The organism is Algoriphagus sp. TR-M9 (genome assembly GCF_027594545.1).
GTDB classification, from domain to species: Bacteria; Bacteroidota; Bacteroidia; order Cytophagales; family Cyclobacteriaceae; genus Algoriphagus; species Algoriphagus halophytocola.
Window position 1 is genome coordinate 1,013,324 of the sequence record NZ_CP115160.1, and the last position, 23,028, is coordinate 1,036,351.

Sequence of the window (23,028 nt, forward strand, 5' to 3'; positions counted from 1 at the left end):
ACGATTTACTCTTGCTCGATTTCATATCAGGGTTTAGTTATAAATTCATCCAAATTAAGCATGGCGTTTGCCACAACTGTCATGGCGGCTTGCTTTGAGGTTATTTTTTGATCTTCCCAGCCAAAGAAAGATTCAAGTTCTTCAGGGTTCTTTTGGTACTGAGCTAAAGCTTCCTCATGCAATGTTTCCAGCGCAGCTAGCTTGGGTTCAGAGATCGGTGTTAAAATCATTTTTTCATAGCCATAGCTGATCGCTTTCTCAGGATTGGAACCTCCATTTGCCAGCATATCTTCAGAGAGATGAAAGGCAGCTTCAAGGTAAACAGGGTCGTTTAATGTGACTAAAGCCTGAAGAGGTGTATTGGTTACCAATCTTCTGCTGAGACAGACTTCCCGACTTCCTGCGTCAAAAGAAAGGAAAGAGGGATATGGGCTGGTTCTTTTTAGAAAAGTATAGACACCTCGACGGTGGGCATCCTCACCTTGACTTTCTGTCCATGTGCCACCGTTATAAACCGTTTGCCAGATGCCATCTGGTTGAGCAGGCATTACTCCTGGTCCATACATTTTGTCACTCAACAAACCTGAAACTGCTAATGCTTGATCCCGAATTTGCTCCGCACTCAATCTGAACCTTGGACCCCGTGCATACCATTTGTTTTGTGGGTCTTTGGTGTAAAGCTCTGGAGACACTACTGACGATTGCTTGTAGGTTTTGGAAGTTACGATTTCACGGATCAGGCTTTTGATGCTCCATTCGTAATCATTCATGGTTTTCCAAGCCAAGTAATCCAATAACTCTGGATGCGAAGGAGGGTCAGATTGTGTTCCCATGTCTTCTAGCGTACTCACAATTCCTCTCCCCATAAGCTGATCCCAAACACGGTTGACAAGTGTTCTTGACGTTAATGGATTTTCTTTGTCCGTAAGCCAGTAAGCAAAGCCAAGTCTGTTTTGTGGCCATTCCGGTTTCCAGGGATTGAGTTCTTTTGGAGTTTCGGGCTGGACTTTGTCTCCTAGCATCATCCAATTTCCCCGTTCGAAAACTCGGGTTTCCCGGGCCATATAGGCCGGGTTTTCAATCATAATCGGAAGCTTTGTACCTCCGAAATTCAGGATTTCTTCCCAGCTCTTTTGTATAGCTGCATAACCAGGTTTGTCCTCGCCTTTCAGTTTGGGTACGAAGGCAAACCATATAAATCTAGCTGCAGTTTGGTCTGGTTTTGAGTTGGGGTTTTTGATTTCTAGATACAGATCAATATTCCCTTGAACTGGTTTGAAAGGAATAGGACGGATGATTGTCCCGGTTTTATCAATTGGAAAGGATGCAAGTAGCTCTCCTTCAGGGCCGCCATTTCGAATAGTCATTTTGCTACCATCAAGACCAGCAGAGTATTCCATCAGCAACTGATCGGAACCTTGGGTATTTATATTTCTCAGATAAGCAGAACCATTACCTTCTATCCCTAACCATTTACTATCCAAAAGGGTAGCGTTAACGAAATCCACCGCGCTATGCGAAGGGTATTTGGGCTCCAGGAAAGTCATGAAGTCTTCCTTTGCTTCAGCTGCTTGTACTCCTTCGTTTTCTTTGACCCAAGCTGTGATGGATTCGATTTTCGTTTTTTCCTCTGGTGAATAAAAGCGAAGTCTAGGCTCCTCGTCATTGGTGTCCTCGTCCCGGGTGTTATTGAAAAATGCAGCTGACTGATAAAATTCTTCATGTCTGATCGGATCGTAGGTATGACTATGGCACTGTACGCAAGCCATGGTGGTACTTTGCCATACTTCGTAGGTGGTGCTGACTCTATCAAGGACTGCCGCTACACGGAATTCCTCGTCTTGTGTACCACCTTCATCGTTGTTCATGGTATTGCGATGAAAAGCTGTAGCTGTTAGTTGATCCTCGGTAGGATCTGGAAGTAAATCTCCAGCAAGTTGCTCTATAGTGAATTCATCGTAAGGCTTGTCAGCATTGAATGCTCGGATTACCCAGTCACGATATGGCCACATGGTTCGGTTAGGGTCTCGCTCATAGCCTTTGGTATCGGCATATCTCGCCATGTCCAGCCACCAAGTCGCCCATTTTTCCCCATAAGTGGGTGCAGCCAGCATTTTGTCTATTGCCTCTTCATAGGTAATATCCTTGGCGGAATAAGCTTCTATGATTTCCGGACTAGGAGGCAGACCGGTAATGTCTAGCGCAGCTCTTCGAAGCAATTTCAAGGAATTTTCCTCTGGAGAAAAATTTAACTCCATTTCTTCCAGCTTTTTGCCTACAAAAAAATCAATGGAAATGGACGATTCAGCGTCCTCATCTGGATAAAGTCCAGCGGTAAGTTTAGTATCGATTTCCTCAGGTTTTTGAACGGCCTGGTAGGCCCAGTGCTTACCCCATTTGGCTCCCTGCTTGATCCAGGTCTTCAAAAGTTCTATTTCATCCTGTGATAGGGGTTCCTTTTCATAGGGCATCCTCAATTCAGGGTCAGATGAAGTCAGGCGCTTAATTAGCTCACTACCATTAGGATCTCCGGGAATAATGGCCGCATGTCCTGATTCCGTAGTGGCAAAGGCTTCTTCTTCAAAAAGTACCGAAAAGCCACCGCTTTTTTTTACACCACCGTGGCAGGTAATGCAATTCTTGTTTAGGATGGGTTTGATTTCGGTACTGAAGTCAACTTCTCTTTCATTTCCAAAAAAGAAAAAGCCGGCTATGGTAATAAGAACTGCAACCGTAAGAAAAAGAGTGATTTTTAGCTTGTTCATTTGGATAGTAATGAATCCTTAAAGTAATGAATAATTGATTGTTTAAAAAGATATCAATCGGATATTAGTGCATAAGGACTAATGATGGCGAAATAGGCGCAAATAGTAATGAATTTGAAAAATATCATCTACCAGTTGATTTGGCTCAATAGCGGCAGAAAGAGGGTGGCATTGAACCCTGACCTTTGTGTGCTTCTCTTTGCACACAGTGTAAAAACAAACACCCTGCTTTAGCGGGAGCAGGGTGTTGGGATTAGAATTTATAGTTTGGGAGATTCTCCAAAATATCCTTGGTCATGGCGTCCAGGTCATAGTCGTGCTGCCAAGCCCAATCTTTCCTGGCACAGGAATCGTCTATGCTATCTGGCCAGCTATCTGCAATAGCTTGTCTGAAATCAGGGTTGTATTCGATTTTGAAGTCTGGAATATGTTTTAGAATGCTTTCATAACTCTCCTTAGGAGTGAAATTCATCGCAGCCAAGTTATAGCTAGATCGGATTTTCACGGATTCCCGTGGGGCATTCATTAGATCTAAGGTAGCTTTGATCGCATCAGGCATATACATCATCGGAAGGGAACTGTCTTCGCGTAGGAAGCAATTGAATTTTTCTCCAGCTAAAGCCTTGTGGTAAATGTCAACAGCGTAATCTGTAGTGCCGCCACCAGGAAGGGATTTGTACCCAATCAATCCAGGGTAACGCAGACTTCTGACGTCCACATTGAATTTCTGGAAATAGTATTCACACCATCTTTCGCCTGCCTGCTTCGAAATACCATAGATGGTATTCGGCTCTTTGACGCAGTATTGAGGAGTATTGATTTTTGGAGTATTTGGTCCAAAGACCGCAATGGATGATGGCCAATAAACTTTGTTAAGGTTGAATTCTTTGGCTAGCTCAAGGACAAGAAGTAAACTTTCCATGTTTAGTTCCCAAGCGAATAGCGGTTTTTTCTCACCCACAGCTGATAGAACTGCCGCTAAATGATAAATCTGAGTGATCTTTTCGTTTTTCACCAAGTTTCTCAGACCAGCTTTGTCCATCACATCGAGGACTTGAAATCGGCAAAAGTCGAATTTTGATTTTGCTGCTTCGTTGAGATCTGTGGCAATTACTTGTTCTGCTCCAAATTGATCTGCCAGAGACTTAGTGAGTTCCGAACCCAATTGCCCTGCGGCGCCTATTACCAGGATTTTTTCCATTTATTTTTCTTTCAAAATCTACCTAAAGCTGAGCTCTGGGTTTTTGTTTATATTTGGGTTTGCGACTGCAAAAGTAAGAAAAAACTGCTTCCAGAGCAGGGTTTTGACTAAAGGAATCATTCGTTTTTGAACAACACAAAATCAACTAGCTATCATGTACGATCAGTTCAGACCCAAATTACAAGAGGAATTAAATGGAATAGAAGAAGCCGGCCTTTTCAAAAAAGAGCGTGTTATCACCTCACCACAATCAGCAGAAATCACCATCGCCGGTGGACAGAAAGTTTTGAATTTTTGTGCGAACAATTACCTGGGACTTTCCTCTCATCCAAAAGTAATCGATGCGGCGAAAGCAGCGATTGACTCGCATGGTTTTGGGATGTCATCGGTACGTTTTATTTGTGGCACGCAGGATATTCATAAAGAGTTGGAGAAAAAAATATCTGAATTCTTGGGCACCGAAGACACCATACTTTATGCTGCGGCTTTTGATGCAAACGGAGGGGTTTTTGAACCACTTCTTGGGCCAGAAGATGCAATTATCTCGGATGCGTTGAATCATGCATCTATCATTGATGGGGTTCGTCTTTGTAAGGCAATGCGTTTCAGATACCAGCATAATGATATGGCTGATCTGGAAACTCAGCTGAAGGATGCTATTGCTAAAGGTGCTAAGCAAAAAATCATCGTAACCGATGGAGTTTTCTCCATGGACGGGACCATTGCACAATTAGATAAGATTGTGGAATTGGCGGAGAAATATGAAGCACTAGTGATGACTGACGAATGTCACTCCACAGGTTTCATGGGTAAAACTGGCCGTGGTGTACACGAGCATTGTGGTGTAATGGGCAAGATTGACATTATCACTGGTACGCTAGGAAAAGCCCTTGGGGGTGCGTCCGGAGGATTTACTTCCGGAAGAAAAGAGATTGTAGAATTACTTCGCCAGCGTTCCAGACCATATTTGTTCTCAAATACTTTAGCACCATCGATCACAGGTGCTTCGATAGCTGTATTTGATTTGCTTTCTGAGACTACCGAGTTGAGGGATAAATTGGAGGAAAACACCAAGTATTTCCGAGAGAAAATGACCGCTGCAGGATTTGATATCAAGCCAGGCGAGCATGCCATTGTTCCGATCATGCTGTATGATGCAGTGCTATCCCAGAAAATGGCGGAAAAGTTACTGGAAAAAGGTGTCTATGTAATTGGATTCTATTATCCGGTAGTTCCCAAAGGCCAGGCGAGAATCCGTGTTCAGATCTCGGCAGGTCATGACAAAGCGCATTTGGATCAGGCAATTGAAGCTTTCACTGAAGTGGGTAAGGAATTGGGAGTGATTGAGTAAAATAGTTTATCGGAAGGAAGACTGATATTACTTGGATGTCCGATTTTAGGTGTCCGACGCAGAAAAGCCGGGTTTCTATTCTAGATTCCCGGCTTTTTTAATATTGTGTTTGAAAATAAATCTTAAGATTTATCGTACAGTTACATGGTAGCAGCTTTGCTTTCTTTCTTTAATGAAGAAGATTTTGCCTGCTTTTTCAAACTCTTTGAGGATTTTCTCAAGCTTCTTTTGATTCTTTCGGTTCCAGCTTTTCTTTCCATTAAATCTAATGTAAGAAATGTCAAAAGATACTCCATAGGAGTGGGAGCTGACACCGGAAGTAGCATTTCTATTTCTCTTTCTTAGGCTTTTTTGTTGCGCTGGGGTTCGGGTCACTGAAGTCAAGGTGAAAAAGCTTTCTTTTTCGGTTAAGGTTTGGAACGCTACTCCGAGTTCTTCCAAGACAGTTTTGGAGTAGGGCGTGATGTAGGGGTGACTATGCGTGAGACGCATCACTTCATATCCGTTGCCTTTGCTGATGTGTACCAGTTTTTCTTCCTCTATAAGATTATTGAAATGCTCATCACTTTCTATCAGACCTATTCCATTATGCTCTGCAGCAAATAGGTGTTTATCATATTCCTTTGTGATCAGATTTTCCGGTACGGGAGGGATGACTCTAGGTTCTGGTTTTTCTACCTTTATAGGTTCAGGTTGTTCTGGTTTCTCCAGCGGATTTGAGGTGCTTAGCAAAGCGTTGTAAGTTTCTTTTAATTGCTGCTTCAATTCTGGGATGTAAGCTTGAGCAGCGAATGCACCCGCCGAGAAAAGTACGAAAATAGCGACAAAGTGAAATAAAGAAGGTTTCTTCATAGGGAATGAGTACTTTTTTAGTCTTTTAAGGGGGTAAGGTTGTGTTTAAGCAAGGGTTAGGCCGTTTAACTTGAATTAAGAGCTTATGTTTTTTGTGAACTGCATGGTTGGGTAAGTAATCGCAACTTCTGTTTTTTTAAGTCAAATCCCAAATGAGATTTCAAATAGGGTCAATTAATATGGTAAGAGGTATTGCCTTACTTTTTATTCGGTATGAAAGTAATGACGTATTAATGGCGCAAATAGTATACAGTAAACCATTTAATCTTGGAGGATCAAACTTTTACGATAAGAAAATAGGGGGACAGTTTTATAGTTATTGCAATTAAGAGACCGATTTTTTAGTCATTGCCAATTTCCTGCGCTTGTTGAGTTCATGCTCTTCCAGGTCGTCAAAACGGGTATCTACGTCCAGATTGTTCAAGTAGTCATTGATGGTTTCCCTGATTTCCTGAAAGGACATATTATGCAGGATCTTTCCATTTTTGGACATGGAAAGTTGACCGGTTTCCTCCGAGATGATAAGGATAAGCGCGTCTGTAGCTTCGGACATGCCTATAGCAGCTCGGTGCCTAAGCCCAAATTGCGCGGGAACTTCGCGCTCAGTCACAGGAAGAATACATCTAGCCGCTTTGATTTTACCATTGTGAATGATCACGGCTCCATCGTGTAGAGGACTGTATTTGTTAAAAATGGAAATCAATAATCTTTTGGAAAGTTCAGCATCTAGGATGTCACCGCTTTCTGCATAAAACTTCAGTTCAGTGCTTTTAGAAATCACCATCAAAGCACCTGTATTGCTTCCTGCTAAAGTTTTTGATGCATCTATAATAGGACTGATGTTAAAGATAGCATTATCCTTCTTTCGCCAGAAAAACAAAAGGTCCTTCCACATATTGTCATCGGAGAGCAGGGAAGATCTGCCGATCAGCAGGAGGAATTTTCTGATTTCCGGAGCAAAGATGATAATGGCGGCGATGACACCTACTCCCATGAATTGCCCTAAGATCGAGGAGAGCAATTCCATTCTCAATGCCCGTACTAGAAGGTAAATCAGGTAAATGGATAGAAATCCTAAAAATATTTTGATGGCTACACTTCCTTTCAGCAGCTTGTATATCTGATACAATAGGGCCGCTACCAATGCAATATCGATCATATTGACAATGGAAATGTCTAAAAAGCCTATTTTGAAAAGTAAACTCAAGGGTAAATTGTTTGATATAGTTTTAATGTTTCGTTTGCTTCTTTAACGTCATGAACTCTAAGTATGTTTGCGCCTTGGCATAGTGCAAACATGTGTAAGGCAGTGCTGCCGTTTAGGGCAGAATCAGCTTCAATATCCAGTGCTCTCGAAATCATGGATTTTCGTGATACTCCGACCAGCACAGGCATAGATAGTGACCGAAAGTGATGAAGGTTCCTTAGTAGGAAATAGTTTTGCTCCAAGGTTTTCGCAAATCCAAAGCCAGGATCTATGATTACATCATTGATGCCAAACTTTTTGAATTGTTCCACTTTTTCAGCGAAATAATACAATATTTCTCCCAGAATATCAGAATAATTCGTTTTTTTCTGCATAGTCTTCGGATTTCCCCGCATATGCATGGCAATATAAGGTACTTGCAGTTCGGCAATGGTGGTGATTATTTCTGGATCTAAGTCACCCGCGGAAATGTCATTGATGAGATGCGCACCGGCTTTTATGGTTTCCTTGGCTACTTTTGATCTGAAAGTGTCTATGGAAATGATGCACTCAGGATGATTTTTGGTGATGTACTCTACTGCTGGCATCAATCTGTCAAGCTCTTCTTGCTCACTTACTTCTGCCGCTCCAGGCCTAGAACTATAGCCTCCTAAGTCAAGAATACTTGCGCCTTCGGTAATGTGTTTCCTAATTAATATGGCTAATTTGTCAGCTGATTTATCGGTTCTGTTTCCTTCAAAGAAGGAATCGGGAGTTAGATTTACAATCCCCATGAGCTGAGGTTGGTCCCAAAGAATCAGCCGTCCATTGATTTTGGTGGTTGATTTTTGGGGAAATAATTTATCTTCGATCTTAGAAGATTGGCCCGGAAAAGAAAACATTAATTAGAAATACTATTGGAGACGCAAACGAGTAACGAATATAAGGAAGTTATTAGCCGTTGTAAAGAACTTTTTCGTAAGAAGACTATTGATTATGGTACTTCATGGAGAATTTTCCGACTTTCATCCATTACTGACCAGATTTTTATCAAAGCCCAAAGGATTAGATCTATTCAGGAAAAGGGAAATCAGAAGGTCAGCGATCCGATTGAGGATGATTTTGTAGGGATTATTAATTATTGCCTGATAGCACTTTTGCAAATCAGGCTGGCAGAGGATGAGCGGATGGAGATTCCCTTTGAGGAATTAGAGCCTGCCTACGATCACTGGGTAAATGAGACCCGTGGCTTACTCGAAAATAAAAACCACGATTACGGAGAGGCCTGGCGGGACATGCGGGTGAGTTCTATGACCGATATTATTTTGATGAAATTATTGAGAACTAAGCAGATTGAAAATAATCATGGACAGACCTTGGTCTCAGAAGGTATTGAAGCCAACTATCAGGATATGATCAATTACGCTGTATTTTGTTTGATAAAACTAGGATATCATGATTAAGCAAGGGTTTTTATGGGTGATCCGTTTTCTGGTAGGCGGATTGTTTATTTTTTCTGGACTGATAAAAGTGAATGACCCGGTAGGGACTTCCATCAAGCTAGAGGAGTATTTAGATGTTTTCTCCACAGATATAGCTGGTTTCTTTTCCTATTTAAAACCAATTGCACTGGAGTTAGGGATATTCTTGGTGGTCGTTGAAGTAGTGCTGGGAGTGATGCTGATCCTTGGGGTTCGGAGTAAGTTTACCGTATGGGCTTTGAGCTTGATGATTTTGTTTTTCACCTTTCTTACTTTCTATTCTGCCTATTTCAATAAAGTCACGGATTGTGGCTGTTTCGGAGATGCGATCAAACTTACGCCTTGGGAATCATTTTATAAAGATTTGATTCTTTTGGTTCTGATTGCCATTCTGTTTCTCTTCCAAGCCGACCTCCCAAAAAGTTCGCCCAAAGGGGCAAAAGGTGTAACATTATCTGTATTGATTTTATCCTTCGTCCTCGCAATAGTGGCCGTTCGTAACCTGCCTTTTATAGACTTTCGGGCTTATAAAGTAGGTGTGAACATACCGAAAAACATGCAGCCTTCATCTCCATTGCAGTATTCTTATGTCATGAAAAAGGGTGATGATATTCAAATATTTGACCAGTATCCTTCAGATGAAAGTTTGGAATTTGTAGAAATGAACCTGAAAAACCCCGAGGCACTGCCAAAGATCTCAGACTTTGCTGCTTGGAATGATGAGGGGGATTTTTCTGAGGAGGTGTTTACGGGAAATAAGGTATTGATTTTGGTAAGTAATATGAGCAAAATGAGTACTGATCACCTTGGTCAAATCGATCAATTGGTCAGCGCATTGAAAGGCTCACCTGTACAGCCTGTCTTGCTCGCTGCTGCCTCTCAGGTAGAAATTGCAAATCTGATGCAAGCGCAAGGATGGGACATGCTAGCCCTGCAAGCGGATGCCACGGTAGTGAAAACGATGATCAGATCAAATCCGGGATTGATGGTGCTACAGGATGGAGAAGTGCTCGCAAAGTATCATCACAACAATACTCCAGAGGCGGGTGAAGTGGTAGATCTTTTGATAAGGTAAATGGGGAAATTTCTTAAAATAGTATTGGTGGGCCTTCCAGGGTCAGGTAAAAGTACTTTTGGAGTACAATTGGCGAAGCAATTGAACCTGCCTTTCTATGATCTGGATCAGCTGATAGAATTGAATTATTCCATGAAAATCTCTGAGATTTTCTCTCATTTTGGAGAAGGTAAATTCAGAGAATGGGAGACGGCTACACTTAAAAACATTCTATCAAAATCTGAGGCCTATGTGCTGGCTTCCGGTGGGGGATGTCCCTGTTTCAATGATAATATGGACCTGATCAATGAGCAAGCCACTTCGGTATACCTGGATGTTCCTTTAGATGAGATTTCGGCTCGCTTGAGAGCTTCCAAAGCCAACGTGCGCCCCATGTTTAAAAATATGGATCAGGGAGAAATCACGTTGAAATTAAAGAGTTTGCTGGTAGATCGGGATTATTTTTATAATCAGGCAAAAATAAAACTCAGCGGAGAAGACTTTTCCGCTGAGCTGTTGGTATCTGAATTGATTCGGACTTTTAAAAGCTAAAACCTACAGTCAGTAAGCCATTGATCAAGTTGTTGTTAATTTCAGTGACCGGTCCAATGTTGTTGCCTTGTCCATCCAGTACTTGATAACTGCTATAAAGCGTACTGAACTTCTGGTTGACCAAAGCAAAATCAATGTTGAATTTGTTCAGTTTTACCCCCACGCCTCCGGAGATTTGCTGCGTGCTGCGATCATAGTCTGAATTGGCGATCGGATCTCCATAAAATCCATATCCGCCTCGTATCCTGAAATTATTGAACCTGTATTCTCCTCCAAATCGGAAATTGATCGTGCTGGTATATAGCTGTTCAATGGCCATATTGTCCGGTCCCTCATCGAAGTCCCTGGAAGATAAATTTGCTGTGCTGTAATCCAACCAATCCACATCAGCTGATAGAAAACCATTCTTTCCTAAAAATACCGTGGCTCCACCGCCGATTTTCAGCGGGGTATTGAGATTGTATGAGCTTAGAATAATGTCTGTGAAGGCATCTTCCTGACCGAGTGTGACATCTTCCTGCTCAAAGTAGTAATTGTCATAATCGGTAAAAATCGCTGCATCATACTCATCATTGAGCGCATACCAAGTAGGGGATTGGAAGGTGAAACCAAGATTCAGATAATCAATAGGTTTATAGATAACGCCTAGGTTTAAATTAATACCGCTGCCGCTAATGAATAGATTTTCCTGCAAGGAGGAAGAAATAAGTGGATCTTCAGGAAATTCCTCATTGTAAATTTTCCTAGAGGAAAAGTCCAAAGTTCTGATCCCAACCGAACCACCTATAAATAGTTTATAATTGAAGTTCGCCCCATAGCTAAAATTTATCTGACTGGAACTCCCCTCTTGAGTGATGTTCTCATCCTGAAAGGGCAATCCCAGTACAAAGGAATCGTAGGTATTGGGGTTTGCAATTGGATCTCCGTTTTCATCAAAAACAATTGGATTGATTTGATAGGTATCATAGGCCAATCCTGTCAAGCCGTAGGAAGAAATCTGAGTTTCGGGAACGCCATTGGCGTCTTGAAGGTAAAAGTCAATAATAGAAGTTCCTCCTGGGGTATCAGCGTAATATCCATATTCCGTATTGAAATTGGCGATTCTCTGAATACTGATGCCGAAAGCTCCTCCTTTGAATGAACCTCGATCAAACTCACTTCTTGGATTAGCCATTACAAAACTCAGATTCGGAAGCGAGAAGTTGGTAGTATTATAGTTTTTTGATTGGTTCAGATAGTCGGTTTCTACTCCCCAGTCCGTATAGCCTGCCGTAATACTTGCTTCGGAGCTTCTGAAGAATCCAAGCCCAGCGGGATTGCCCGCTACATTGGATACATCACCGCCTAAAGACCATTGGGTGCCACCCACGCCCATGATCCGAGCTGATCCAGGTTGGAGCACATGGCTAAACCGGTAAGCATCTTCAAAATAGCCGCTTTGGGCAAATGAACTTGAAATTGACACCAATACAAGTGTCACAACCAGAATGGGTGATCTCATTTAGATTTTTTTTGATGTAGTTAATTAACGGAGTAAAACCGCAAAGGTGTTAAAGAGCGCAAAAAAAAAGGGGAATTAATTTCCCCTTCCTCCTCTAGATCCTCCAGAGCTTACTCTCGAAGCTCCACCAGAAGAACCAGAGCTTCTGCTTGGTGTGTAACTTGGTGAGCTACTTCGAGTAGGTGATGTGGTCCGTGTAGGTGCCACGGTTCTCGTATTGGTTCTGTTGTAAGATGGTGATACAGATCTCGTACCTCTGGTGTTGTAAGAAGGACTTGCTGATCTTCTGTAAGTAGAAGGATTAGTTGATCTGTTTACCGAATTTCTATTGCTGTTAATAGACCTTACGTTACTGTTGTTATAGCTAGGTCTAGCTGAAGGCATTGCACTTCTGGTTCTGGAAACTGGTCTATCCATAGCAGCTGAGTTTACATTTCTAGTACTACTTTGTCTAGCTCTAGTGCTATAGTAATCATTTTGAGATGATCCAAAGTCACGCGCAGAAACTCTTGAATTGGAAGAGTTGGATACCAGTCTTCTAGAATTGCCAGATGACATCGCTTCTCTTCTGGCTTGAGCTCTAGCTGTATTAGGTTGAAGCACAGAGCTTGTACCTACATTGTTTCTAGCTGCAAGGGATGAACCTCTTGTAGGTCTTGCTCCGCTTACGATTCTTCTATCTCCATACTCACCGCCAGGAAGAACATAGATAGGTCTTCCGTATCCGTATCCAGGGTAACCAAATCCATATCCAGGGTATCCACCAAATGCATAGCTAGGTCCCCAGAAAGGATCATAAAATCCACCATATCCGAAACCTGGTCTATACATAGGGTAACCGACTCCAAAACCAAATCCAATATTGATACTGAATCCAGGTCTAAAGCCAAAACCAGGACCCCAGAAAGGATCATAGAAACCACCCATTCCCCATGGGGACATGCCGTACATCATTCCCATGTTGAAGGCAAAATTCGGGTTGAATCCTGAGTTGTATCCAGATGACCCTACAGAATAATTGTTGTAAACATTAATATCTGGGCTGCTTTCTTCAGCTACATTTTCATCAAAATATACCACCTCATTTTCTTGGGGGGTATCTTCTGATTGATATCGGGATATGTAGTCAGGGTTCACATTTCTGGAACTGAAACTTTCCTGTGGGATAGCTTCAGTTTCAGTTGTAGAAAGACTTTGAAACTGCTCAGGAGTATTGTTTTGCACTGCAAATTCAGTGGCTACTTTTGCATCAGAAGCCATGAAGTACAGGTTGTCTTCAGTTCCGGTAGAAGCCATTTGGCTTGAGCTACAGGAAGCTAGGACTAGTGCTCCTAAGATTAAAGATGATGTTTGGATCGGGAAATTCTTCATAGTAGAAGTTTAATTGTTACTTTCTTATACGAGCCTTTGGGTGAAGGGTTATTCTTTTTGCTTTATATTTGCCCCGCATAAGTTAGCAAAAATAACCATAATCTGTATCCGAATCAAACACAATGAGTAAAGGACTACCTAAAAGAAGCGAAGATTATTCCCTTTGGTACAATGAGTTAGTAAAAAAAGCTGATTTAGCTGAAAATTCCGCAGTGAGAGGCTGTATGGTGATCAAGCCATACGGATATTCTATCTGGGAAAAAATGCAGGCTGAATTGGATAGGATGTTTAAGGAAACTGGCCATACCAACGCCTATTTTCCACTTTTTATTCCGAAATCATACCTCAGTAAAGAAGCATCACACGTGGAAGGCTTTGCCAAAGAATGTGCAGTGGTCACTCATTACAGATTGAAAAATGCAGAGGATGGCAGTGGTGTTATCGTAGATCCGGAAGCCAAACTGGAAGAGGAACTGATCGTTCGTCCTACTTCCGAAACGGTGATCTGGAGTACTTATAAAAATTGGATTCAATCCTACAGAGATTTACCACTTTTGGTGAACCAGTGGGCCAATGTGGTTAGGTGGGAAATGCGGACTCGGCTTTTCCTGAGAACTGCAGAATTCCTTTGGCAAGAAGGACATACTGCTCATGCCACTGAAAAGGAAGCCAAGGCAGAAACGCTTCAGATGATGAATGTCTATGCCCAGTTTGCTGAGGACTTTATGGCATTGCCTGTAGTCAAAGGAAGAAAGACAGAATCAGAGCGGTTTGCAGGGGCAGATGATACCTTGTGTATAGAGGCAATGATGCAGGATGGCAAAGCCCTACAAGCAGGAACTTCGCACTTTTTGGGACAAAATTTTGCGAAGGCGTTCGATGTGAAATTCGCTACCAAAGAAGGAGGTCTGGAACATGTGTGGGGGACTTCATGGGGAGTTTCTACACGTTTGATGGGCGCTTTGATCATGGCGCATTCGGATGATAACGGTTTAGTCCTACCTCCGAAATTGGCACCTATCCAAGTGGTGATAGTGCCGATTTACCGAAAAGACGAGGAATTCGAGGCGATCTCTGAGAAAGCCAATGAAATCATGGCAGAGTTAAGGAAAGCGGGCATTTCTGTCAAATATGACAATAGGGATACCCACAAGCCAGGTTTTAAATTTGCGGAGTACGAACTGAAAGGGGTTCCACTGAGAATCGCCATTGGTCCAAGGGATTTGGAAAATGGCACCATAGAGATCGCTAGAAGAGATACTTTGACCAAGGAGCAATTTGAGCTTTCATCTCAGCCTATTTCTGAGAAATTTGTACAACTTTTGGATGAAATCCAGACTAGTATTTATTCTAAAGCATTTGATTTTAAAGGAGAAATGACTACCGAAGTCAATTCATGGGAAGAATTTGAGGAAGTACTGGAGAGCAAAGGTGGTTTTATTTCAGCACATTGGGACGGAACAGCAGAAACCGAAGAAAAGGTGAAAGAACTGACCAAAGCCACCATAAGGTGTATTCCACTTGATCAGAAAGAGGAGGCTGGAGTTTGTGTGTTCTCCGGCAAACCTTCGACAGGTAGAGTGCTATTCGCTAAAGCTTATTGAATTTAAACCCGGTATTTTCCGGGTTTTTTTAGTATAGGGGTTTTAGTAATCAGGAAACTTGTATTTTAGGATATTAAAACTCCCCAGTGCCATGACCATTTTCATTTTGTCCAGCCTTTTGATCATCGGGCTAGTCCTGTTTTTGATCGAAGTTTTCTTGCTTCCAGGAACTACCGTAGTGGGGATTATAGGGTTGTTGGTCAGTTTAGTAGGAGTTTATTACGCTTACCTATCTTTTGATTTCACTACTGCTATGTGGATAGCGGGAGGTACCGCACTCTGCAATGTAGCTGTGATATGGTACGGATTTACTTCTGGGGTTTGGAATCGGTTTTCGCTGAAATCTAAGTTAGAAGGAGGAGCCTTTGACGGGAGGACAGCAGGCTTGGCTATTGGTATGCCTGGGGTAGCCATTTCAGACATTAAGCCATTTGGCAAAGCTACATTCGAAGATCAGGTATTTGAGGTGAAAAGTGAGAGCGGTTTTATAGAAGTAGGTAAAAGTGTCAGTATTATTAAAATAGAAAACAATAAAGTCATAGTTAAATAGCCTTTTATGGATCCATCTAGTTCAATGTTTATTTTGATTGCGGCGGTAGCTGCAATCGTAGTTTTATTTATCTTTTTATATTTTGTGCCTGTAGGTCTCTGGATTACAGCGATTTTCTCCAATGTCCGAGTGGGGTTGCTAGAGTTAGTAGGAATGCGTTTTAGAAAAGTACCTCCAGGAATTATTGTCAACTCACTGATCACGGCCACTAAAGCTGGACTGGAACTCAATACCGGGGATTTGGAAACTCACTATTTAGCTGGTGGAAATGTTCCCAACGTAATCCGTGCATTGATTTCCGCAGATAAAGCCAATATTAACCTATCCTTCAAACAAGCTACAGCGATTGATTTGGCAGGTAGGGACGTGTTTGAAGCAGTACAGATATCAGTAAACCCCAAGGTGATCAATACCCCAAATGTAGCTGCTGTTGCTGCAGACGGAATTCAGTTGGTCGCCAAAGCCAGAGTGACGGTACGTGCCAATATTGCGCAGCTAGTCGGCGGTGCAGGAGAAGAAACCATCCTGGCTCGAGTAGGGGAGGGTATAGTGACCTCTATTGGTTCGGCTTCCAATCACAAAAGTGTACTAGAGAATCCAGATAAAATCTCAAAATTGGTGCTGCAGAGAGGCCTGGATGCAGGAACTGCTTTCGAAATTCTATCCATTGATATTGCGGATATAGATGTGGGGACAAACATCGGCGCTAAATTACAGATCGACCAAGCCTCTGCAGACTTGAAAGTAGCAGAAGCAAAAGCTGAGGAACGAAGAGCCATGGCGGTAGCCTTAGAACAGGAAATGAGAGCCAGAAATGTAGAAATGCGGGCCAAAGTGGTAGAAGCCGAGGCAGAGGTTCCCAAGGCTTTGGCAGAAGCTTTCCGATCTGGCAGACTTGGTGTGATGGACTATTACAAAATGGAAAATATCCAATCAGACACTTCTATGCGAGAGTCCATTGCCAAGTCAGATGAATCGAAAGACTCTGGGAAAGGGAAAAGTGATAAATAAAGAAAAAGGGGCTCAGGCCCCTTTTCTTTTTTTCTTTCCAGATTCCTCTACAGTTTGAATGACCACAGGTACAAACTTCGTTTTGGTGAAAATTTGATTGGTGGCCCAATCCACTAAAACTTCATCATAAGCTAGGGGCAGTACTAAATCTCCAGCTTCATTGATAATCCCGGTCTTTCCATCTTTTTGGGCGATGATAAAATCTTTCCGCTCCCTGCGCAGACTTTCGAACTCTGCCGGGACCAAAGCTTCCCCTTTGCTATCTAGCATTCCGATTTTTCCAGCCTTTTCTATCAGAAAAAAACCTTCCGCAGTTCTTGAAATATGATCGTATCCAGTACTGTTTACAGGCCTGCCAAATGAGTTGATCAGGAAAAATTCATTGTTAGCTTTTGCGATAGCAAATCCTTGTTGAAAAGGTTTGATCTCTTGCCAGTTGGCATCAGATATTTGTTCTCCGTTGGAGTTGATCAGCCCCCAGTTGCTGCCGGATTTAAACCCAGCGATGCCTTCGGCAAACGAGGAAACCTCGATATATTTTGGCTCTATGGCCCACATTCCCTCAGAATTTAAAAAGCCGGTATTTCCATCCTTGAATGCCGGGAAGAATCCTTCGCCTCCTGCACTGATAGATTGAGCTGCTGTGGTAGGTTTGACCAGCCAGCCATTTTTTCCAAGCAAACCTACTTTGTCATCTCTGAAATATACGTTGTAAAGATCTTGGCCTATTTTATCAACGGCAGTCATTCCCACAGCATCTAGAAGAATACCGTCTTCTTCCATGACCCTTCGTAGTTTGCCATGGATATATTCCAGCATGATATCATTTTCAAAAGTGATTCGGTGGAATGAATTGTACCGGATGTTCGATTTGATGTCATTTCCTTCTATCAACAAGTATTGGTCTTGGTCATACCCGTAGTAAAAGTTTCCTTTGGTATGCTGTAAGGAGTCAATAATGGGCTCCAGTACATACTCACCTTCCCGATTGATGAGTCCAAAACCACTTTCCTCTTTGGCCAAAAGGTAATCCCCTCCATGATCCTGGAGAAGCTGAAAGGTCATATTCGGATTGGACGAAATTGGTAGGAAATATTCACCTCCTCGTTTGGCATAGATCAAGCCGGTCTTGGTGATTTTTGCCTCATCCAACTCGCCCAAGTAAGTAGTTTTGTTATAACCTCTTTCAAAGAGCCAGTATTCATTTCCTTTTCGGGCCAAAAGTAAATTGAAATATGTGTCTATGGATTCATATTCCAGGGGTAGAACTTTCTGTCCGTACTCGTGAAAAGCCCCGATTCCGTCTTTTCCACTCACCAAAATCCAAGGAGCCAAATACTGATAGATCTCATCCCCCTCCAGGGAAACAGCAGGCTTCAGATCTGCTGATAGAAGATATATGACTGAATCCGTTTTACCTATTCTGACCGTTTCACTCAGCAGTTCAATTTCCTTATACATTAGTCTGGATTGTAACTGCAATTTGGTGTCGTACACCTCCCATGATTGGGCCATCAAGCTGGTAAAGGAAAGCAGTAAAAAGCTTAAGATCAGCGTAAAAGTTTTATTCATCTATTTCGTTTTTTTTCGGGCAAACATAAAAAGACCAAAGGTTTGGTGTAAGCCTTTGGTCCATAAATGTAGTTAGAATGTACTTATTTTTGGCTCTTGATGCGATCAAGGTTAAATAGGTCAGATATCATCTCAATCATTTCTTCTGCCTGATCGCGCTGACACGCTGCACGTAGCTGCACCACTGGTACTTTGAGAATTTTTTGCATCATGCTTTTGGTAATCTTATCGATTACGGCAAACTCTTTTTCATCAGCATTTTTCATAAATCTCGCCATTTCTTCCTGGCGGATCTGCTCGAGGGATTGCTTGAGTTTGTTGATAGTAGGAGAGACCATCATCTCTTTTTTCCAGCCATGAAATTCTTCCAGGCTTTCAGCTATGATTTGCTCTACTTTCGGGACTGAAGCCAGTCTTTTTTCCAGGGTGTCAGATGCCTTGCTGCGAATATTGTCCACGTTATATAAGACTACACCAGGAAGATCCTCTACACTGGTCTCTATACTTCGCGGTACCGATAGGTCCACTAGCAACTTATAGCTGTTGATGTCAAACTGATTGATCAATTCCTTGGTAATGAAAGGCTCAGAACGCTGAATGGAGCATACTATGACATCGGCCTCTTTCATAGCCTCCTGACAATTTTCAAAAGGAACTACTTCGAAGCCTAATGGAGCTGCTATCTCCTCTGCTTTTGCCAGGGTTCTATTGGTGATTTTTACTTGGGCATCAGGGAGATGGACCATGTTTTTGGCTACATCTGCACCTATCTCACCTACCCCTATGAGCAAAATTCTAGGTTGATAGGTGTTGGAGGTCAGTCCTTCTATCAATTCTATCGCTGCATAAGAAAGTGACGCGGCGCCATCTCTGAAGGCAGTTTCTTGAACGATCCTTTTATTGGTGAAAAAGATCGTGTGCATAAGTCTATGCAAGAATGGCCCAGCCATATCCAAGTCTGCGGCAGCTTGATAGGCTCGCTTTACCTGATTAGAAATCTGTATATCGCCGACAACCTGGGCCTCCAAGCCCATGGCTACCCGGAAAAGATGCTTGATTGCAGGCTTATCCTCATGGAAAACCTCGAAATAATCAAGATGACTATCCATATCCATGATTCCTTTTTCCAGTCCGATCATTTTGATGATCTCCGTACTGATATCTTCCTCATGGGTATAATATACCTCTGTCCTATTACAAGTAGAAAGGATTAGTGCATCTGTCAAGTTGAAAAAATCCTTGAGTTTCAACAGAATAGCATGCACGTCCTTTTCATCTAGAGAAATTATTTCTCTGATTTGTACAGGGGCATTTTTATGGGATAAACTGATTGCTCTGAATTTGATCTGCATCATGTAGAAGCTTGGACTGCAAATTTAACACACTATGTCAAGGGGAGTCGCTATTTAAGGGACTGATCATGTAATTTGTAATCTGTCTAAATAACTATGTTTGAAATCCCTGCAATTTCGTGTTTATTGACTTCTAAGTCCAATTGTATTAACTTATTAGCTATTGGTAATATCTATCACTTTTTTAGGTATCTATGAAAACCAGATTTTTTTATTGGATGAAGACGTACCTGGGCTTTTCCAGAAAAGAAACCCAAGGTTTTGTGCTGCTAATTCCAGCCTTACTAATGCTGGTACTGATTCCAGAAGTCTTGGGACTGATTTCTAGTGCCCGATCACGCGATTTTCACATACAATACCAGACTCAACTTGACAGTATTCAGAAAGCAGGTTTTGACCTAATTGGTTCCCCGGGCCCTGTTTTTAATCCCCAAGATACTGTGGAAAATAAGCAGACTAACCAGCAGTCTGAGAACCTGATCCGAATTCCCTTCTCAGAAGCAGACTCTGTCACGCTTCAGATAGTGCCGGGCGTAGGTCCGGCAACTGCCAGCCGAATAGTCAAATTCAGAGAAAGCCTTGGTGGCTTGCATCATAAGAACCAGCTCTATGAAGTATATGGTATCAAACCTGAGACGGCTGATGGAGTGTGGGAGTTTTTTGATTTTTCTCCTCAGGTTTTCAGAAAGATTCAAATCAATGAGGTAGAAGTGGGCGAACTGGCGAAGCATCCCTATATCAGTTATTCTGAAGCTAAGGTTTTAATTGCTTACAGAACCCAACATGGGAATTATAGATCTGTGGATGATCTGCAGGAAATAAAAATTTTTAGGTCGGAATGGATTGCCAAAATCAGTCCTTATCTGGACTTTCAATAGAATTGAAATACCCATTTTCCAAATCCCTGATTTTCCCCATCTTTGATCCATGGATTCCAATCTGGATCAGATACAATTACCCCAGCTCAATTTACCGCATTTCGAACCTCAGCTTCTGAAGAAAGATGGCAAGCTATGGATCTTCGATACGCTTCGCAAAAAACAATTGGTCCTGACCCCTGAAGAGTGGGTGAGACAGCATTGGATCAATTTCCTCAGCATTCAGTTGAAATTTCCCAAAGGCCTATTTGCCCTCGAGAAAGGCCTGATGTACAATCAACTCCTGAAGCGTACCGATCTGGTGGTATGGGACAAAAATGGCAAACCCTATTTATTGATTGAATGTAAGGCGCCAAAGGTGAAACTGACCCAAAAGACCATAGAACAGGCTTGCATGTATCACAAGGAGTTGAAATCTCCCTTTTTGATCATCAGCAATGGCCTGCAGCATATCTGTCTCAGTTTTGATCCCAAAGTAGAAAAATTTACCCAGGAGAAATCATTTCCTGAACCGCCTATTTAGTCGAAGTGTTGTAAATTTGAGAATAAAGGTCTCATTAAGCCCGAAAAAAAGTCCCAAATCAAATGTCAAAAATCCCATCAAATCACCCTTGCGATCTGTGCAGTAGCAGAAAACTCTCTATGCTGGCGGATCTTACTGAAGAGCAAGCTTGCAACATTTCTGACAACAAAAACATGATTTCGCATCGTAAGGGGCAGATGCTTTATTATGAGAAAGCAAAACCACTAGGTGTTTTCTGTGTGAATTCCGGGGTGATTAAAATTTTCAAAACTGCCTCTAACGGGAAGGAGCAAATTATCCATCTGGCCAAAAAAGGGGACTTGTTGGGTTACTCTGCACTGCTGGGAGAAGAGAATTATACGAACTCGGCCATGGTGATCGAAAACGCCAAGATCTGCTTTATCCCAAAGGAGACTTTCTTGAAAGCATTGGTCAGTAACGGGCCGTTTTTTAAAAGACTGACCAAAGCACTTTCTCATGAAATAGGGGTGATGGAAGAGAAACTGGTCGATGCTTCGCAAAAAAGCATCCGGGAGCGACTGGCTTACCTACTTTTGCAATTGGCTAATTCCTATGGCCTGGATGGAGGAGATCATCAGCAGATTGACTTGGTTCTCAGCCGGGAGGAAATTGCCAGCTTGATTGGTACGGCTACGGAATCTGTCATCCGCCTTCTTTCTGAGTTCAAAAAAGACAAACTCATTGAGTTAAAAGGGAAAAAGATTGTAATTCTCGATAAAAAGGGCCTGGTAAAGCTGTCAGATTTTTATGCTTAAACCGAACATAGTTTCTTTAAGGGAGTTTAGAAAAGCATGAGACAGGCCTCAAAAAAAATTCAACTTTACCTTTTTTTCTTTCTTCTACTTTTCATCTTTGAAAATCAGGTTCAGGCGCAATCTGTAGCCTACAAGGCGCTATTGGCCACCTTATATGATTCTGAATTTCCAGTTTTAAAACCTGCTGAACTCACAGACTTGAGTAGCTATCAAGTGGTGGATACCCGGGAAAAGGAAGAATTTGAAGTCAGTCATTTGCAGCATGCGATTTGGGCCGGCTACGATACTTTTTCTATGGAAAATGTAGCAGAGTTGGATAAGAATCAACCGGTTTTGGTTTATTGCACGGTAGGAGCCAGATCACAGGAAATCGGAAAAAAGTTAAAAGAGGAAGGTTTTAAAAAGGTTTACAACCTATACGGCGGCCTGATAGAATGGGCCAATGAGGAAAAGCCGATTTATCACGGAGACTCTCTGACCAATCAAGTTCACACCTATTCCCGTTCTTGGGGCATCTGGCTGACCAAGGGAGAAAAGGTTTATTAACCGAATTTTGGTCTCGCACCCGACCAAACCTTATTTCTCTACATCTTTACTTGGCTACTGATCGTAAATCAGTTCAAAACACTTTCTCATGAAAACTATTAAAACCCATATTCTTCTCTTTTTTAGCATCATACTTTTTAGTTGCCAAAGTTCGGTTCCCGGAATGGCGGGCACCACTCCACCAAGCCATAAGTCTTGGAATGAATTGCTCAAAGCAAATGTAAGTGCCGATGGGACTGTGAATTACAAAGGATTCATCAAGCAAAAAGCGAAGTTGGAATCCTACTTGAAAAGTTTAAGCGAAAATGCTCCAGATAGAAAAACTTGGTCAAAAGACGAGCAGCTCGCTTATTGGATTAATGCGTATAACGCCTTTACGGTGAAATTAATCGTTGATAATTATCCTGTGGAAAGTATCAAGGACTTGGGTCCAAAATTGAAAATCCCATTGATCAAGGATGTTTGGCACTACAAGTTTTTCAAAATTGGCGGTCAGGAATCTAGCTTAGATGAGATTGAGCATTCCATTTTGAGAAAGGAATTTGAAGAGCCGAGAATCCATTTTGCGATCAATTGTGCTTCCGTTTCCTGCCCGCCTTTGTTGAATGAGGCTTTCGAAGCGGCTACTATTGAGTCACAATTGAATAAGGTTGCCAAGAGCTTTATCAATGACTCTTCCAGAAATAAAATCACTCCAAACTCAATTCAGATTTCTTCAATTTTCTCCTGGTTTAAAGGTGATTTTACGAAGAATGGAAGTCTAATTGACTTTTTGAATAAGTATAGCAAGGTTAAAATTAAGTCCGATGCTAAAGTGTCACATTTGGATTATGATTGGAATCTGAACGAATAGAACCAAGTTTTTGGTAAATTTCAATTTGAGTCTTATTTCAACCCCCACC

Annotated in this window: 21 protein-coding genes; 12 read left to right on the forward strand and 9 right to left on the reverse strand. The window is 42.0% G+C overall.

Annotated elements, in window-relative coordinates; all coding sequences use genetic code 11:
- Positions 1 to 26: 26 nt before the first annotated feature.
- Together PBT90_RS04590 and PBT90_RS04595 are read right to left on the reverse strand one after the other, a co-directional pair.
- A complete protein-coding gene (locus PBT90_RS04590) occupies positions 27 to 2,765 on the reverse strand; it encodes a DUF1553 domain-containing protein (protein ID WP_264809219.1) in 2,739 nt (912 codons plus the stop codon).
- Positions 2,766 to 3,018: 253 nt separating this feature from the next.
- Positions 3,019 to 3,966 carry an NAD-dependent epimerase/dehydratase family protein gene (locus PBT90_RS04595; protein WP_264809220.1) on the reverse strand — a complete coding sequence of 316 codons (948 nt, stop codon included), beginning with the start codon at positions 3,964 to 3,966 and terminating at the stop codon, positions 3,019 to 3,021.
- Between the two features lie 154 nt (positions 3,967 to 4,120).
- On the opposite strand from PBT90_RS04595, the gene kbl reads away from it, so the two are divergent.
- Entirely contained in the window at positions 4,121 to 5,317 is a 1,197-nt protein-coding gene (kbl, locus tag PBT90_RS04600) for a glycine C-acetyltransferase (protein ID WP_270131816.1), read from the forward strand.
- A 129-nt stretch (positions 5,318 to 5,446) separates the two neighbouring features.
- On the opposite strand, the gene PBT90_RS04605 is transcribed toward kbl, so the two are convergent.
- The 3 genes from PBT90_RS04605 to folP all read right to left on the reverse strand — a co-directional run bounded on the left by PBT90_RS04605 (position 5,447) and on the right by folP (position 8,149).
- Positions 5,447 to 6,169, reverse strand: coding sequence for a DUF5715 family protein (locus PBT90_RS04605; RefSeq protein WP_264809222.1), 723 nt, complete (start codon positions 6,167 to 6,169; stop codon positions 5,447 to 5,449).
- Between the two features lie 325 nt (positions 6,170 to 6,494).
- Positions 6,495 to 7,376, reverse strand: a complete 882-nt coding sequence (gene cdaA, locus PBT90_RS04610) for a diadenylate cyclase CdaA (RefSeq protein ID WP_264809223.1) — start codon at positions 7,374 to 7,376, stop codon at positions 6,495 to 6,497.
- On the reverse strand, positions 7,373 to 8,149 hold the full coding sequence (folP, locus tag PBT90_RS04615) for a dihydropteroate synthase (protein WP_333482158.1): 777 nt from the start codon (positions 8,147 to 8,149) through the stop codon (positions 7,373 to 7,375). The genes cdaA and folP overlap by 4 nt, the downstream gene beginning before the upstream one ends.
- A 123-nt stretch (positions 8,150 to 8,272) precedes the next feature.
- Between folP and PBT90_RS04620 the strand changes: the two genes are divergently transcribed.
- Genes PBT90_RS04620 through PBT90_RS04630 form a run of 3 tightly spaced genes read left to right on the forward strand, consistent with a single transcriptional unit; the run spans position 8,273 to position 10,442 of the window.
- Complete coding sequence (locus tag PBT90_RS04620) at positions 8,273 to 8,818, forward strand: DUF1599 domain-containing protein (RefSeq protein WP_264809225.1); 546 nt, start codon at positions 8,273 to 8,275, stop codon at positions 8,816 to 8,818.
- On the forward strand, positions 8,811 to 9,911 hold the full coding sequence (locus PBT90_RS04625) for a BT_3928 family protein (RefSeq protein ID WP_264809226.1): 1,101 nt from the start codon (positions 8,811 to 8,813) through the stop codon (positions 9,909 to 9,911). The genes PBT90_RS04620 and PBT90_RS04625 overlap by 8 nt, the downstream gene beginning before the upstream one ends.
- Positions 9,912 to 10,442, forward strand: coding sequence for a shikimate kinase (locus tag PBT90_RS04630; RefSeq protein ID WP_264809227.1), 531 nt, complete (start codon positions 9,912 to 9,914; stop codon positions 10,440 to 10,442).
- On the opposite strand, the gene PBT90_RS04635 is transcribed toward PBT90_RS04630, so the two are convergent.
- Complete coding sequence (locus PBT90_RS04635) at positions 10,432 to 11,943, reverse strand: OmpP1/FadL family transporter (RefSeq protein ID WP_264809228.1); 1,512 nt, start codon at positions 11,941 to 11,943, stop codon at positions 10,432 to 10,434. The two genes, PBT90_RS04630 and PBT90_RS04635, sit on opposite strands and share 11 nt — an antisense overlap.
- 75 nt (positions 11,944 to 12,018) lie before the next feature.
- Positions 12,019 to 13,314 (reverse strand): DUF5320 domain-containing protein, encoded by a 1,296-nt coding sequence (locus PBT90_RS04640; RefSeq protein ID WP_270131821.1) that lies wholly within the window; start codon positions 13,312 to 13,314, stop codon positions 12,019 to 12,021.
- 122 nt (positions 13,315 to 13,436) lie between these two features.
- Here PBT90_RS04640 and proS point away from each other — a divergent pair, with 122 nt between their 5' ends.
- The 3 genes from proS to floA all read left to right on the forward strand — a co-directional run bounded on the left by proS (position 13,437) and on the right by floA (position 16,479).
- Positions 13,437 to 14,918 carry a proline--tRNA ligase gene (gene proS / locus PBT90_RS04645; RefSeq protein ID WP_264809230.1) on the forward strand — a complete coding sequence of 494 codons (1,482 nt, stop codon included), beginning with the start codon at positions 13,437 to 13,439 and terminating at the stop codon, positions 14,916 to 14,918.
- 91 nt (positions 14,919 to 15,009) lie between these two features.
- Positions 15,010 to 15,468, forward strand: coding sequence for an NfeD family protein (locus PBT90_RS04650; protein WP_264809231.1), 459 nt, complete (start codon positions 15,010 to 15,012; stop codon positions 15,466 to 15,468).
- Between the two features lie 6 nt (positions 15,469 to 15,474).
- Positions 15,475 to 16,479: a flotillin-like protein FloA gene (gene floA, locus PBT90_RS04655; RefSeq protein ID WP_264809232.1), complete on the forward strand. Its 1,005-nt coding sequence runs from the start codon at positions 15,475 to 15,477 to the stop codon at positions 16,477 to 16,479.
- Positions 16,480 to 16,491: 12 nt separating this feature from the next.
- Here the strand turns inward: floA and PBT90_RS04660 are convergent, their stop codons facing one another.
- Positions 16,492 to 18,051 (reverse strand): WG repeat-containing protein, encoded by a 1,560-nt coding sequence (locus PBT90_RS04660; RefSeq protein ID WP_264809233.1) that lies wholly within the window; start codon positions 18,049 to 18,051, stop codon positions 16,492 to 16,494.
- Positions 18,052 to 18,134: 83 nt separating this feature from the next.
- Positions 18,135 to 19,403, reverse strand: coding sequence for a glutamyl-tRNA reductase (hemA, locus tag PBT90_RS04665; protein ID WP_264811511.1), 1,269 nt, complete (start codon positions 19,401 to 19,403; stop codon positions 18,135 to 18,137).
- Between the two features lie 194 nt (positions 19,404 to 19,597).
- Between hemA and PBT90_RS04670 the strand changes: the two genes are divergently transcribed.
- The 5 genes from PBT90_RS04670 to PBT90_RS04690 all read left to right on the forward strand — a co-directional run bounded on the left by PBT90_RS04670 (position 19,598) and on the right by PBT90_RS04690 (position 22,979).
- Positions 19,598 to 20,281, forward strand: coding sequence for a ComEA family DNA-binding protein (locus tag PBT90_RS04670; protein WP_264809234.1), 684 nt, complete (start codon positions 19,598 to 19,600; stop codon positions 20,279 to 20,281).
- A gap of 49 nt (positions 20,282 to 20,330) precedes the next feature.
- Positions 20,331 to 20,804, forward strand: a complete 474-nt coding sequence (locus PBT90_RS04675; protein ID WP_264809235.1) for a type I restriction enzyme HsdR N-terminal domain-containing protein — start codon at positions 20,331 to 20,333, stop codon at positions 20,802 to 20,804.
- Positions 20,805 to 20,866: 62 nt separating this feature from the next.
- Positions 20,867 to 21,580: a Crp/Fnr family transcriptional regulator gene (locus PBT90_RS04680; protein ID WP_264809236.1), complete on the forward strand. Its 714-nt coding sequence runs from the start codon at positions 20,867 to 20,869 to the stop codon at positions 21,578 to 21,580.
- Positions 21,581 to 21,616: 36 nt separating this feature from the next.
- A complete protein-coding gene (locus tag PBT90_RS04685; RefSeq protein WP_264809237.1) occupies positions 21,617 to 22,126 on the forward strand; it encodes a rhodanese-like domain-containing protein in 510 nt (169 codons plus the stop codon).
- An 88-nt stretch (positions 22,127 to 22,214) separates the two neighbouring features.
- Positions 22,215 to 22,979, forward strand: coding sequence for a DUF547 domain-containing protein (locus PBT90_RS04690; RefSeq protein ID WP_264809238.1), 765 nt, complete (start codon positions 22,215 to 22,217; stop codon positions 22,977 to 22,979).
- The last annotated feature ends 49 nt before the right edge of the window (positions 22,980 to 23,028 follow it).